The following is a 12,551-nucleotide window of genomic DNA, read 5'->3' on the forward strand; positions in this document are numbered from 1 at the left end:
CGAGGGCGCGGACGTCGAGGGCGCGGACGTCGAGGGCGCGGACGTCGAGGGCGCGGACGTCGAGGGCGCGGACGTCGAGGGCGCGGACGTCGAGGGCGCGGACGTCGAGGGCGCGGACGTCGAGGGCGCGGACGTCGAGGGCACGGGTGTCGAGGGCGCGGACGTCGACGAGCAGCCGGTTCGAGCGGAGCAGCCGTGGGACCAGTGGCGCGCCGACGGCCGGTTCGGCGAGGGAACGTCAGGTGCCGGCGAGGACGCCGCGACCGAGGCTGCCTGCTGCGCGGGTGGCGGCGGAGGCGGCGGCGTCTACGGCGGCCGCGGCGGTGGGATCGGGTCTGGTGGAGAGGGCGGCACCTCGCTGATTCCGGCCGGTGGCTCGAGTGAGCTGGTCGAGGGCGCCGCGGTCGTGACGCTGTCCTACGCGCTGCCGAACGCCGCCCCGGTTCCCGAACCGGCCGAGCCGGTCCAGAAGCCGATCGCGCCGGTCGAGGAGCCGGTCGCTCCGGTTGAGGAGCCGGTGGCGCCGGTTGAGGAGCCGACCGAGCCAGTCCGGGAGCCGGCCGCGCCGGTTGAAGAGTCGGCGGCGCCGGTCGAGGAGTTGGCCGCGCCGGTCGAGCCCGTCGAGGAGCCGGCTGCTCCGGTCGAGGAGCCGGTCGCTCCGGTCGAGCCCGTCGAGGCGGCGATCGCCGGCCCGGCCGACCCGGCCCCGGCGCCGGCCGAGGTGCCCGCGGCTCCCGAGTCGTCGAGCGACGTCGAGATGCCGGCCGGCGTCCAGGCGCCCGACGCCCCGGTCGAGGAGGCTCCCGGCGAGGGCATCCCGGCGGAGCAGGCCCCCAGCGATGCGGCCCCGGTCGAGGAGGCCCCGGTCGAGGAGGCCCCGGTCGAGGAGGCTCCCGTCGACGGGCCCACGGTGACCGCCGCCGCTCCGCAGGTGGTGCCCAGCACGACCCAGGTGCTCACCGGCACCGGCTTCGCGCCCGGTGAGGTCGTCGCCGGCACGCTCGCGTCCGAGCCGGCGGACCACGTCACCGCGGTCGCCGACCGCACCGGGACCGTCGAGGTGGCGGTCGAGCTCCCCGAGTCCGTGGAGCCCGGCGACCACAGCGTCACCCTGGAGGGGGCCTCTAGCGGTCGCGTCGGCAGCGCCGGATTCGCCGTCCAGAGTGCGCAGAGCCGGTCGTTCCTGGACGCCGGTGGCGTCCGGCTGCTGGCCGGCGGTGTGCTCGGCGGCGGCATCCTGGCGATCGGCGTCGGGGTCGTGGCCGCCGTCCGGCGCCCCCTCTGAGCACCCGGGCCGCAGCCGGTCAGCGCTCGGCCAGCAACCCCAGCAGGTAGTCGCCGTACCCGCTCTTGCCCAGCGGCTCGGCGACGGCCCGCAGGCCGTCGTCGTCCAGCCAGCCCTGCCGCCAGGCGATCTCCTCGATGCAGCCGATCTTCAGCCCCTGCCGCTCCTCGATGACGGAGACGAACTCGGTGGCCTGCCGCAGCGAGGCGAAGGTGCCGGTGTCCAGCCAGGCGGTGCCCCGGTCCAGCGCGGTGACCGTGAGCCGCCCGGCCTGCAGGTAGTGGTCGTTGATCGCGGTGATCTCCAGCTCGCCCCGGGCGCTGGGGGTGATGCCGCGGGCCACCTCGACGACGTCGGCGGCGTAGAAGTACAGGCCCGGCACGGCGTAGGAGCTCTTCGGCACGGCCGGCTTCTCCTCGATGGAGAGCACCCGCCCCGCCGCGTCGAACTCGACGACGCCGTACTCCTGGGGATTGGCCACGTGGTAGGCGAACACGTGCCCGCCGTCGGGTTCGGGCAGCCGCGCCAGCGCGGTGCCGAGGCCCGCGCCGTAGAAGATGTTGTCGCCGAGGACGAGGGCGACCGAGGAGTCCCCGATGAAGTCCGCACCGATGAGGAAGGCCTGGGCCAGCCCCTCCGGCCGGGGCTGGCTGGCGTACTCCAGCCGCATCCCGAGCCGGGAGCCGTCGCCGAGCAGGTTGCGGAACGCGCCCTCGTCGCCCGGGGTGGTGATGATCAGCACCTCACGGATGCCGGCCATCATCAGCGTCGACAACGGGTAGTAGATCATCGGCTTGTCGTAGACCGGCATGAGCTGCTTGCTCACGGCCTGGGTGATCGGGAACAGGCGACTGCCCGTCCCGCCGGCCAAGATGATCCCGCGCATGAGGCGCACGCTACCGAGCAGAGGCGCTGGTGGCGGGGGCCTCCCACCCGGGAGGGTCAGGGTGCGCGGAGCTCCGCGTACCGGGCCAGGCACTGCTCCATCGTCGGCAGCAGCCCCTGCTCGCGGGCCTCGGCCAGGGTGGGGGCGGCGGAGTCCTTCGCGGAGAGCTGCAGCTCGACGTCGTCGGGCCAGGGGAGATCGAGCTCGGGGTCCAGCGGGTGGACGCCGAACTCGCGGCCCGGCGAGTACCCGGTGGAGACCAGGTAGGTGACCGAGCTGTGGTCCTCGAGGGCGAGGAAGGCGTGGCCCAGCCCCTCGGACAGGTACACCGCCCGCGGCTGCTCGCTGTCCAGCAGCACGGAGTCGTGGACGCCGAAGGTGGGGGAGTCGACCCGGACGTCGACGACCACGTCGAGCACCCGGCCCGCGGGGCAGTAGACGTACTTGGCCTGGCCGGGCGGCACCAGCGCGAAGTGCACCCCGCGCAGCGCGCCGCGGGCGGAGACGCTGTGGTTGGCCTGGGCGAGGGACAGCCCGAAACCGGTCGCCCCGGCCAGCACGTCGGCCCGGTACCACTCGGTGAACCGGCCGCGGGCGTCGCCGTGCGCCACGAGGTCGAGGACATAGCTGTCGGGCACGGCCAGTTCGCGGATCTCCACGTCCTGACGCTAGCGACCGGCCGTCGGTCGGTCAGCGGCCCTCCCCCTCAGGGGTGGAGCTGCGTCCCGGGGGCCGGGCTGCCCAGGTGCAGCCGCCCGGCCAGCGAGGCGCCGCCGAAGGTGGCCGCGGGCTCCCAGCGGGTGGACCACCCCTCGGCCTGCAGCTGGACCAGCGCTGCACCGACGATCGCGCCCAGCGCCAGCGAGGTGGCCGGCGTGATCGGGTCCGCCAGGTGGACGTCGACGACCTCGCCGGCGTCGCCCTCCTCGCTGCCGTAGCGGAAGACCACCGGGAACTCGGGCATCGCGGCCACGGCGGTGCGGAAGGCCTCGGTGGCCGCAGCCAGAGCGCCGTCCCAGGAGCTGAGCTGGGCCGCCGGGCGACGGCTGGCCACCAGGTCGCGGGTGCCGGTCGGGAAGAGGTCACCGGCGCCCAGCCGGACGAGTGGGCGGGTGCCGGGGTCGGGCTCGGGCGCCGGCAGGGTCAGCCCGCGGACGACGGCCACCGGCAGCCCGGCGAGCTTGCCCTTGACCAGGTCGGCGGCGGCGGCGAGCTCGTCGACCACCGCGACCTGGGTGGTCTCCAGCCGGTTGCCGTGCGCGTCGACGCGGCCCCGGTGGTCGACCAGGGCCGGCAGCCCCGCCGATCCGATGGCCACGTCGGTGACCCCGTCCCGCCAGGGCCGGCCGAAGGTGTCGCTCACGACCACGGCGACCGACACCCCGAGCAGGTCGGCCAGCGCGGCGCGCAGCTGCCGGGCGGACGCGTCGGCGTCGGCCGGCAGCAGCACCAGCGCGTCGGCGGCGACGTTCGAGGCGTCGATGCCGGCGGCGGCGACCACCCAGCCGTGCCGGGTCTCCACGATCCGCAGCGGCCCGCGCCGGGCCACCACCCGCACCGTCTCCGCGTCGATGGCGCGCTGCCGGGCGGTCTCGCGGTCGGCGCCCGGCTCGATCGGCACCAGGTTGCCCTCGACCTTGGACACCACCTTGGAGGTGACCACCACGACGTCGCCGTCGGTCAGCCAGGGGGCGGCGCCGGCGATGGCCCCGGCCAGGTCGTCGCCGGGCACGAACTCCGGCAGCCCCGGCACCGGCAGCACCGAGATGCCTGGTGGGGGGCGGAGGGGTCCTTCCTCAGACACCGGCGGCGTCCAGGGCGGCCCGGGCCATCGCGCGGGTGGCCTCGGGAGAGCTCATCAGCAGCGGCACGGCGCGCACGTCGACCCCGGGCACCGTGGCGGCGTCCCCGGTGTGCACCAGCCAGGCGTCCAGCAGCCCGCCGTCGCGCCGGGCGCCGTAGTGCCGGCCGACGCCCTCGGCGCTGACCTCCACGCCGACCACCGGCAGGCAGCGGTCGGCCATGCCGCGCACGACCTCACCGCCGACGACGGGGGACAGGCCCACCACCCGCCCGGCGGCGCCGCGGAGGGCGTCCCGCACGCCGGGCACACCCAGGATCGTGCCGATGGAGACCACCGGGTTCGAGGGGGCGAACAGCACCGCGTCGGCGGTGCCGAGGGCCTCGACCACCCCGGGAGCGGGGTGGGCGTCGTCGACCCCCACCTGGACGAAGGCCCGGGCGTCCAGGGCGGCGCGGTGGCGCACCCACCACTCCTGGAAGTGGATCGCCCGCTGCCGGCCGGTCTCCGGATCGCCGACGACGACGTGGGTCTCCACCCGTTGGTCGCTCATCGGCAGCAGCCGCACCCCCGGACGCCACCGTTCGGCGAGCGCGGCGGTGACCTCCGAGAGCGGGTAGCCGGCGTCGAGCATGCGGGTGCGGACGAGGTGGGTGGCGAGGTCGCGGTCGCCGAGCCCGAACCACGTCGGCTCGGCGCCGTAGGCGGCCAGCTCGTCCTTGACCGTCCACGTCTCACCGCGCCGGCCCCACCCGCGGTCGTCGTCGATCCCGTCACCCAGCGTGTACATCACGGTGTCCAGGTCGGGGCAGATGCGCAGCCCGTGCATGGTCACGTCGTCGCCGGTGTTGACCACGGCGGTGACCTGCGCCTCCGGTGCGGCGTTCGTCACACCGCGCAGGAAACGCGCTCCGCCGACGCCGCCGGCCAGGACCACGATGTGCACCGCCCCATCGTGCCCCTCGGCAGATGTGCACCGCGGCACCGGTTGCCACCGCCGCGATCTTCACGAAACCGGCCGGTTCCGGTGGGCAGATGGTGCTGGAAACCGCGGCGTGTCCGAGTGTTCGGTGATCACTTCCGGACAACTTGTGACTGGAGTGCTCAGAGTGACGAGCGGTTACACCTTCCCAACTTGACCTCGGCTCAACGACACGCGTGTAATTCCGATGTTGTCATCAGCCGCCGGCGGCTAGCAGCGCCTCCGGTGCGGTGACAGGAAGCCAGCGAGAGGGGACGCAACGTGATGGCCGAGGTGTCGTGGATGAGCGAGTACCGGAGCGCCGCGGCCGGTGCCGCGCCGGCCGGTCACGGGCGGGACGTGCTGGGGGTCGCCGCCGTGTTCGACCCCGGTTTCCCCGGGCTGGACGGCGACGAGCAGGGCTGGCAGGAGCGCGCGCTGTGCGCCGAGACCGACCCCGAGGCCTTCTTCCCGGAGAAGGGCGGCTCCACCCGCGAGGCCAAGAAGATCTGCACCGGGTGCGAGGTCCGCGCCGAGTGCCTGGAGTACGCGCTCTCCAACGACGAGCGCTTCGGGATCTGGGGTGGGCTGTCCGAGCGGGAGCGCCGCCGGCTGCGTCGCCGCGCCGTCTGACGAAGGACCCCGTCCTCCTCACCCCTCGCACGCTCGGGGCGAGCCTCTGGACGGGGCCGACCACCGGGCGATCGGGTCCCTCCCCTCAACGGGACCCAGCCGCTCCCGTTGTGGTCGACTGACCGCGTGGACTGCCGCCTCGCCACCGGTCGGGCCCGGGTGGTCCGGGAGATCCGCGCCGCCGCGCCGTTGATGGCCGCGGCCGCCGCCCCGGTCACCGCGCGCGGCCCCTGGCTCACCGCCGCCCTCAACGCACAGTCCGCCCGGGTGCTCTCCCCGGTGCGGCCGCGGGCCCTCGTGGTCGCCCCCGACCTGCGGACCCGCCCCGACGCGGTCGCCCTGCTCACCCTGCACCGGCGGGGCGCCGCAACCGTGGTCGGCCTGCTCGGCTCCGGCCCGGGCACCGCCCCGCTCCCCGAGGGCCGGCCGCCGGCCCGGCTGCTCGCCCGCGACCCCGAGGCCGCCGGGCACCTCGCCGCGGGCGTGCTCGACCTGCTGGACTCGATCCGCGGGGCCTGGACCCTGCGGCTGGCCGGCCTGCCACTGGGTGACCCGGTCGTGCGCAGGCTGGCCGCGGCCCTGCCCGACGCCCAGCTGGCCACCACCCGCAGCCGCCGGCTGGTCGACGAGCTCGACGCCGTGGGCGAGGTGCGGCGCAGCCGCGACCCCGCCGAGCTGGAGCACTGGCTGCCGGTGCTGGCCGACCGCCTCCCGCCCCGGGAGTTCGTGCCCGTGCGGGCCGCCGCCCGACTGCACGCCGCCATCGGGCGGCTGGAGCTGGCGGTGGTGCCCGCCGGCGCGGGCGCCGCGGCGATCCTGCTCACGCTGCTCGACAACGGTCCGGCCGGGGAGGACCGCTGGCCCTGGTGGGGGGCCAGCGACATCGGCGGGCTCCGCCGGGAACTCGGGTCGCCCTGGGTGGCGCTGACCGCCTCCTCCCGGCTGGTCAACCTGACCCGGCGCGGGGTCAGCCGGAGAACTCCAGCTCGCTGACGCTCGCCGGGGCGCTGTCCAACCCCAGCTGGAGCGCGCCGCCGTCGGCCGTCAGCGTCGCGGAGAGCCGGTAGGCCCGGCCGGTGTAGCTGGGCGCGCCGCCGTTGGGTCGGGTGTAGGTGGGGAACAGGCCGGTCAGCTCGACCCGCTCGCCGTCCCGGCGCGCCTGCAGCCCGGGGTCGGCGAGATCGGCGTACTCGGTGCGGCCCCGGGCGCAGCCGGCCGCGGCCGGCTCGGCCGGGGGCTCGTCGGTGAGGCAGTTCCAGATCGGCAGCCGGACGTGCGCCAGCGCGCGGTCCCCGTCGGTGGACAGGCTCAGGCTCGGGGTGGTCACCGTCAGCCCGACCGCGCGCTCCTCCAGCAGCAGCCCGGTGAACGTCGCCCGCGCGGTCAGCCCGTCCTCGCCGGGGAGCACCGAGTCGAACGCCCGGGACCCCGCCGCCTCGGCATCCGCCGGCGGCCCGGTGGAGTCCGGCGTCGGTCCGCTGGGCCCCGGCTCGGCCGGGTCGGCCGCCGGGAACGCCAGCGGGACCGACCGGGCCGCGGTGGTGGGGGAGCCGGCGTCGGTGCGCCCGGTGCCCGCCAGCACGGCGGCGCCGAGCAGCAGGACCACGGCCGCGGCGGTGCCGGCCCGGACGCCCCGGCCGCCCGGGTGCACGGGGGTGGCGACCGCGGTGCTGCCGCTCCGGGGCGCGGCGGTCGGCTCGGTGGTCGGCCGGGCGGGGGAGCCCGGCGGGTGCTCCAGGAAGCCGGGCAGGTCGTCGACGACGTCGTCCGGCGCACCGTGGTCCGGGCTGCCGTGGTCCGAGGCACTGGCGCCCGGGGCCGGTCCGCGGCGGGCGGCGGTGAGCGCGGCGGTGGCCAGGCCCAGGGCCAGCCCGGTCAGCAGCCCCACGACCAGCCACCGCCCGGTGTCGCTGCCGGTCGGTTCCGGCGCGGCGGTCGAGGCCCGGGCGACGTCCACCAGCTCCTCCGACGCGCCCTCCGCGACGAGCACCTCGACCACCGCGTCGGCGGCGCGGACGGCGTCCGTGCGGTCGGGCAGCGTGCTGCGCACCGTGATGGTCGCGGAGTCGCCGACCCGCTCGACCGCGAGGCCGTCCGCCAGCTCGGCCGGCGGCACCCCGGCCAGCTCCGCGGCGGCGGCACGCACCGTGCCCGGCGCGGTCGCCAGTGCGGTGTACCGGTCGGCCACCAGCACGGCCGCCGCGGCGCCGGTCTCGGTCCGCGGGGTGACGGTGAGGCTGGCGGCGGCGGTCGCCCGGTCCGGGCGCAGGGCCAGCGTGCCGAGGGTGACCGCCAGCACCAGGAGCAGGACCAGTCCGCCGGCCAGCCAGGGTCGCCGGGCCTCCCGTCGCGCGGTCGGGCGGTCGCCGGGTGTGCTCATCGCCGGACAGCATGGCAGGCGGTCCTGGGTCAGCCGGTCGGGTCGATCTCCTCCGGGTCCCGGCCCAGCAGCACCGCCACCTGGTCGACCACCACGTCGCGGACCAGGTCGGCGAGGTCGTCCCGGTCGGCGGCCCGGATCTCCAGCGGCCGCCGGTAGACCACGATCCGCGCCGGGTGCTCGCGGCCGTCCTCGCGGCGGGCCGGCAGCACCCGGGCCAGCGGGACGCTGCCGTCGTCCAGCACGTCGGAGTCGAGCACGACGTCGTCGGGGCTGGAGTGGTCGACCCACGGGACGTCCTCGACCGCGAACTCGACCCCGGCCAGCTCCCGCTCCCAGCGGCGCTCCAGGTCCTCGACCGCGTCCAGCACCAGGTCGTCGAACTGCTCGGCGCGGCTGCGCGACAGCGGCACGCCCGGCGGCACGAGGCGTCCGCGCAGGCCACGGCCGTGTCGGTCGCGCCGGGCGCGGGCAGGAAGGCGGTCCATGACGGCGCAGAGCCTACGGCGTGCCGGTGCCCGGGTGGGGCTCAGCGCGGCAGCCGCCGCCAGACCGCCCGCGGCAGCACCGCGAAGGCGGCCGCCAGCAGCCGCAGCGAGCCGGGCACCCAGACCACGGCCCGGCCGCGGCGCAGCCCGTCGACCACGGCGTCGGCCACCTGGGCGGGGGTGCTGGAGAGCGGGGCCGGCGTCATGCCCGCCGTCATCCGTCCCACGACGAAGCCCGGCCGCACCAGCAGCACGCGGACGCCGGAGCCGTGCAGCGCGTCGGCGAGGCCGGAGGCGAACCCGTCGAGGCCCGCCTTGGCCGCGCCGTACACGTAGTTGGCGCGCCGCACCCGGAACCCGGCGATGGAGGAGAACACCACGAGCGAGCCCTGCCCCCGCGCCCGCAGCAGCCGGGCGAGGTGGGTCAGCACGGACACCTGCGCCACCAGGTCGGTGTGCAGCGTGGCCACCGCCGCCGATGCGTCCACCTCGGCCCGGGCCTGGTCGCCGAGCACGCCGAACGCCACGACCACCACCACGTCGCCGGGGGGCAGCTCCGCCACCACCCGGTCCAGCAGCGGCCCGTGCGAGGCCAGGTCGTCGGCGTCGAACTCGACCCGGGTGACCGCCGTGGCCCCGGCGGCGCGCATCCGCTGGTCCTCCGCGTCCAGGTCGGCGTGGCGGCGGGCCGCGAGCACGACCGTGCCGGCCCCCTGCCGCACCAGCCGTTCGCCGACCTCCAGGCCGATCTCGCTCCGCCCGCCCAGCAGGACCACGGTCCGCATCGACGTCGTCTGCCCCTCTGTCCCCATCAGCACGTCCGGCCCACTCGCCTCACGCGTTCGGTGTGCCTGCTCCCCAAGTCGCGGGTGCGGGATTACTGTGCCCGACGTGAGGAACCGGTGGTGAGGCAGTCCCGTCGCTGCTCGCGCAGCGGCTGCGCGCAGCCGGCAGCGGCCACCCTGACCTACGTGTACGCGGAGTCCACGGCCGTCGTCGGCCCCCTGGCGACGTTCTCGGAGCCGCACAGCTACGACCTGTGCGAGTTCCACGGCCAGCGGCTGACCGTGCCGCGGGGCTGGGAGGTCGTGCGGCACGAGATCGACGCCGACGACGCCGGCATGACCGGTGACGACCTGCTGGCGCTGGCCGACGCCGTCCGTGAGGCGGCCCGTCCCGAGCCGCCGCGCAACCCCGCGGACGACGGCAGCGGTACCCGCCGCGGCCACCTGCGGATGCTCCCCGACCTCCCCTGAGCAAGGACCCCGACCTGCGGGCGGGCGCGATGGTGTCGGCTCGCCGTTAAGGTCCTCGGCGTGACAGACCTGTCGTCGATCATCAAGGCCTACGACGTGCGTGGGCTCGTCCCCGAGCAGTGGGACGAGGACGTCGCGCGTGCGATCGGCGCCGCGTTCGCCGAGTTGGTGCAGGCCGAGACCGGGGCGACCGCGGTCGTCACCGCGCACGACATGCGTGACTCGTCGGTCCCGCTGTCCCGCGCGTTCGCGGAGGGCGTCCTCTCCCGCGGGGTCGACGTCGTCGAGGCGGGGCTCGGCTCCACCGACATGCTGTACTTCGCCGCCGGGTCGCTGGAGATGCCCGGGGCGATGTTCACCGCCAGCCACAACCCCGCCCGGTACAACGGGATCAAGCTGTGCCGCGCCGGCGCCGCCCCGATCGGCCAGGACTCCGGGCTGGTCCAGATCCGCACGTGGGCCGAGCGGCTGGTCGACGGCGAGCCCGTCTTCGACCGCCGGCCCGAGCGGCTGGGCGCGGTGAGCAGCCGCGACCTGGTGGCCGAGTACGCCGCCTACCTGCGCGGGCTCGTCGACCTCTCCGGCATCCGCCCGCTGAAGGTCGTGGTCGACGCCGGCAACGGGATGGGCGGCTTCACCGTCCCGGTGGTGCTCACCGGGCTGCCGCTGGAGGTCGTCCCGATGTACTTCGAGCTCGACGGCTCCTTCCCCAACCACGAGGCGAACCCGCTGGACCCGGCCAACCTGGTCGACCTGCAGGCCGCGGTCCGCGAGCACGGCGCCGACATCGGCCTGGCCTTCGACGGCGACGCCGACCGCTGCTTCATCATCGACGAGCGGGGTGAGCCGGTCAGCCCCTCGGCGATCACCGGGCTGGTCGCCGTCCGGGAGCTGGCCAAGGGCCGCGGGACGACGATCATCCACAACCTGATCACCTCCCGCGCCGTGCCGGAGATCGTCCGCGAGCACGGTGGCGAGCCGGTGCGCACCCGCGTCGGGCACTCCTTCATCAAGGCGGAGATGGCGCGCACCGACGCGGTCTTCGGCGGCGAGCACTCCGCGCACTACTACTTCCGCGACTTCTGGCGCGCCGACACCGGCATGCTCGCCGCGATGCACGTGCTCGCGGCGCTGGGCGAGCAGTCCCGGCCGCTGTCGGAGCTCACCGCGGCGTACGAGCGCTACGCGGCCTCCGGCGAGATCAACTCCACCGTGGACGACGCCGCCGGGCGGGTCGCCGCGGTGCAGGAGGCCTTCGGCGAGCGCGAGGGGGTGACCGTCGACGAGATGGACGGGCTGACCGTCTCGCTGCCCGACGGCTCCTGGTTCAACCTGCGGGCCAGCAACACCGAACCGCTGCTGCGGCTGAACGTGGAGGCCCCGGACGCGGCGCGGATGGCCGAACTGCGCGACGAGGTGCTGGAGATGGTGCGGGCATGACCACGGACGCGACGTTGGGCATCGACCCGCAGCTGCTGGAGATCCTCGCCTGCCCGGACACCCACCACACGGCGCTGACCGTCGACGTGGCGGCGAGCGAGCTTGTGTGCCCGACCTGCTCCCGGGCCTTCCCGGTGCGCGACGGCATCCCGGTGCTGCTGCTCGACGAGGCGCGGCTGCGGTCATGAGGACCCGGTCATGACGTCGCCGGAGCTGGCCGAGGAGGTCCTCGACGACCTCTCGCTGCTGCGCGCCCGCGATCCCCGCGGCCTGCTGCCGGCGGTCGCCGGCGCCGGCGCCCAGGTGCGGGAGACCGCCGCGCTGACCAGGGAGACCGACCTGGGCCGGGTCACCGCCGGCGGCCGTCCCCGCGGCCTGGTCATCGTCGGCCGGCGCGAGGGCGCCGTCGCCGCCGACGTGCTCCGCAGCCTGCTCGGCCCGGCCAGCCCGGTCACCGTCGACGTCGTCCCCGGGCCGGCGCTGCCGGTGTGGATGGGCGCCTCGGACATCGCCGTGATCGCCACCCGGACCGGCGCGGGGCAGTACGCCGTCGCCCCCGCCTACGAGGCCGCGCGCCGCGGTGTCGCCGTCGTCGGCATCGGCGCCGTCGACGCCCCGCTGCACGCCGCCTGCGCCACCGCCCGGGCGCCGTACGTGCCGCTGCCGGTCAACCGGGTGCGGCACGCCACGCTGTGGTCGCTGCTCACCCCGATGCTGCTGCTCGCCGCCGAGCTCGGGCTACTGCCGGCCGACGCCGCCGACGTCTCCCCGGTCGCCGACGCGCTGGACGCGGTCGCCGCGGAGTGCGGCCCGGCCCGGGAGTCGTTCGTCAACCCGGCCAAGACGCTGGCGCTGGAGCTGCTGGACGCGCTGCCGGTGATCGTCGCCGAGGGGCCGCTGGCCGGCGCCGCGGCGGGCCGGGTCGCCGACCAGCTGGCCACCCTCGCCGGGCTGCCCGCGACCACCTTCCGGCTGCCCGACCAGCGGGTCGCCGCGCGCACGGTGCTGGCCGGTCCGCTGGCGCCGGAGGGCGGGCAGGACGACTTCTTCCGAGACCGCCTCGAGGACGCCGGCCGGCGGCTGCGGCTGCTGCCCATCCGCGACGCGGGCGCCGGCGCGACGGAGGGGGCGCACGAGCGCGAGCCCCGGTCGGCCGGCGAGGCGATGGCGGAGGTGCTCCGGATCGCCGCGGAGCACAACGTGCCGGTGAGCCGGCTGGCCGACGACGGCGACGAGGCCGAGCGGCAGCCCCGGCTGGGCCGGGTGGCCCGGCAGCTGGCCGTCGCCGACTTCAGCGCCGTCTACCTGGCGCTCGCGCTGGACCACGAGCGGGCGCTGGGTTCGTGAGCGGCACCTCGGCGACGACCGCCTCGGGCGCGACTGCCCCGGCCGGGTGAGCCCCGGCGCTCCGGGTCTCCAGC

General features: G+C 76.2%; 14 protein-coding genes. 7 read left to right on the forward strand and 7 right to left on the reverse strand.

Annotated elements, in window-relative coordinates; translation table 11 throughout:
• On the forward strand, positions 1-1,285 hold a 1,285-nt coding region (locus ACI79U_RS12465; RefSeq protein ID WP_457069350.1), incomplete at its 5' end, for a pentapeptide repeat-containing protein.
• Between the two features lie 19 nt (positions 1,286-1,304).
• On the opposite strand, the gene rfbA is transcribed toward ACI79U_RS12465, so the two are convergent.
• The 4 genes from rfbA to cofD are packed head-to-tail and all read right to left on the reverse strand — an operon-like array spanning position 1,305 to position 4,918.
• Positions 1,305-2,171, reverse strand: a complete 867-nt coding sequence (gene rfbA, locus ACI79U_RS12470) for a glucose-1-phosphate thymidylyltransferase RfbA (RefSeq protein ID WP_457069348.1) — start codon at positions 2,169-2,171, stop codon at positions 1,305-1,307.
• A 56-nt stretch (positions 2,172-2,227) separates the two neighbouring features.
• Positions 2,228-2,830 carry a dTDP-4-dehydrorhamnose 3,5-epimerase family protein gene (locus ACI79U_RS12475; RefSeq protein WP_457069346.1) on the reverse strand — a complete coding sequence of 201 codons (603 nt, stop codon included), beginning with the start codon at positions 2,828-2,830 and terminating at the stop codon, positions 2,228-2,230.
• Positions 2,831-2,877: 47 nt separating this feature from the next.
• Positions 2,878-3,933, reverse strand: a complete 1,056-nt coding sequence (locus ACI79U_RS12480; RefSeq protein ID WP_457069344.1) for a coenzyme F420-0:L-glutamate ligase — start codon at positions 3,931-3,933, stop codon at positions 2,878-2,880.
• A gap of 34 nt (positions 3,934-3,967) precedes the next feature.
• A complete protein-coding gene (cofD, locus tag ACI79U_RS12485; protein WP_457069342.1) occupies positions 3,968-4,918 on the reverse strand; it encodes a 2-phospho-L-lactate transferase in 951 nt (316 codons plus the stop codon).
• 318 nt (positions 4,919-5,236) lie between these two features.
• On the opposite strand from cofD, the gene ACI79U_RS12490 reads away from it, so the two are divergent.
• The gene (locus tag ACI79U_RS12490; RefSeq protein ID WP_457069340.1) at positions 5,237-5,566 is read left to right on the forward strand and encodes a WhiB family transcriptional regulator; all 330 of its coding nucleotides are present in this window, start codon (positions 5,237-5,239) and stop codon (positions 5,564-5,566) included.
• 126 nt (positions 5,567-5,692) lie between these two features.
• Positions 5,693-6,559, forward strand: coding sequence for a hypothetical protein (locus ACI79U_RS12495; protein WP_457069338.1), 867 nt, complete (start codon positions 5,693-5,695; stop codon positions 6,557-6,559).
• Here the strand turns inward: ACI79U_RS12495 and ACI79U_RS12500 are convergent.
• From ACI79U_RS12500 to ACI79U_RS12510, 3 genes are read right to left on the reverse strand one after another with little or no spacing between them, the layout of a single operon-like run.
• Positions 6,534-7,946 carry a hypothetical protein gene (locus tag ACI79U_RS12500; protein ID WP_457069336.1) on the reverse strand — a complete coding sequence of 471 codons (1,413 nt, stop codon included), beginning with the start codon at positions 7,944-7,946 and terminating at the stop codon, positions 6,534-6,536. The two genes, ACI79U_RS12495 and ACI79U_RS12500, sit on opposite strands and share 26 nt — an antisense overlap.
• Before the next feature lie 29 nt (positions 7,947-7,975).
• Positions 7,976-8,434, reverse strand: coding sequence for a metallopeptidase family protein (locus ACI79U_RS12505; RefSeq protein ID WP_457069334.1), 459 nt, complete (start codon positions 8,432-8,434; stop codon positions 7,976-7,978).
• 41 nt (positions 8,435-8,475) lie between these two features.
• On the reverse strand, positions 8,476-9,219 hold the full coding sequence (locus ACI79U_RS12510) for an SDR family NAD(P)-dependent oxidoreductase (RefSeq protein WP_457069332.1): 744 nt from the start codon (positions 9,217-9,219) through the stop codon (positions 8,476-8,478).
• Positions 9,220-9,339: 120 nt separating this feature from the next.
• Here ACI79U_RS12510 and ACI79U_RS12515 point away from each other — a divergent pair, with 120 nt between their 5' ends.
• From ACI79U_RS12515 to ACI79U_RS12530, 4 genes are read left to right on the forward strand one after another with little or no spacing between them, the layout of a single operon-like run.
• On the forward strand, positions 9,340-9,690 hold the full coding sequence (locus ACI79U_RS12515; protein ID WP_457069330.1) for a DUF3499 domain-containing protein: 351 nt from the start codon (positions 9,340-9,342) through the stop codon (positions 9,688-9,690).
• A 60-nt stretch (positions 9,691-9,750) separates the two neighbouring features.
• Positions 9,751-11,130 (forward strand): phosphomannomutase/phosphoglucomutase, encoded by a 1,380-nt coding sequence (locus ACI79U_RS12520; RefSeq protein WP_457069328.1) that lies wholly within the window; start codon positions 9,751-9,753, stop codon positions 11,128-11,130.
• Positions 11,127-11,318, forward strand: coding sequence for a Trm112 family protein (locus ACI79U_RS12525; protein WP_457069325.1), 192 nt, complete (start codon positions 11,127-11,129; stop codon positions 11,316-11,318). The genes ACI79U_RS12520 and ACI79U_RS12525 overlap by 4 nt, the downstream gene beginning before the upstream one ends.
• A gap of 10 nt (positions 11,319-11,328) precedes the next feature.
• Positions 11,329-12,477 (forward strand): SIS domain-containing protein, encoded by a 1,149-nt coding sequence (locus ACI79U_RS12530; protein ID WP_457069323.1) that lies wholly within the window; start codon positions 11,329-11,331, stop codon positions 12,475-12,477.
• Positions 12,478-12,551 lie beyond the last annotated feature (74 nt).

Source organism: Modestobacter sp. SYSU DS0904 (assembly GCF_054051115.1).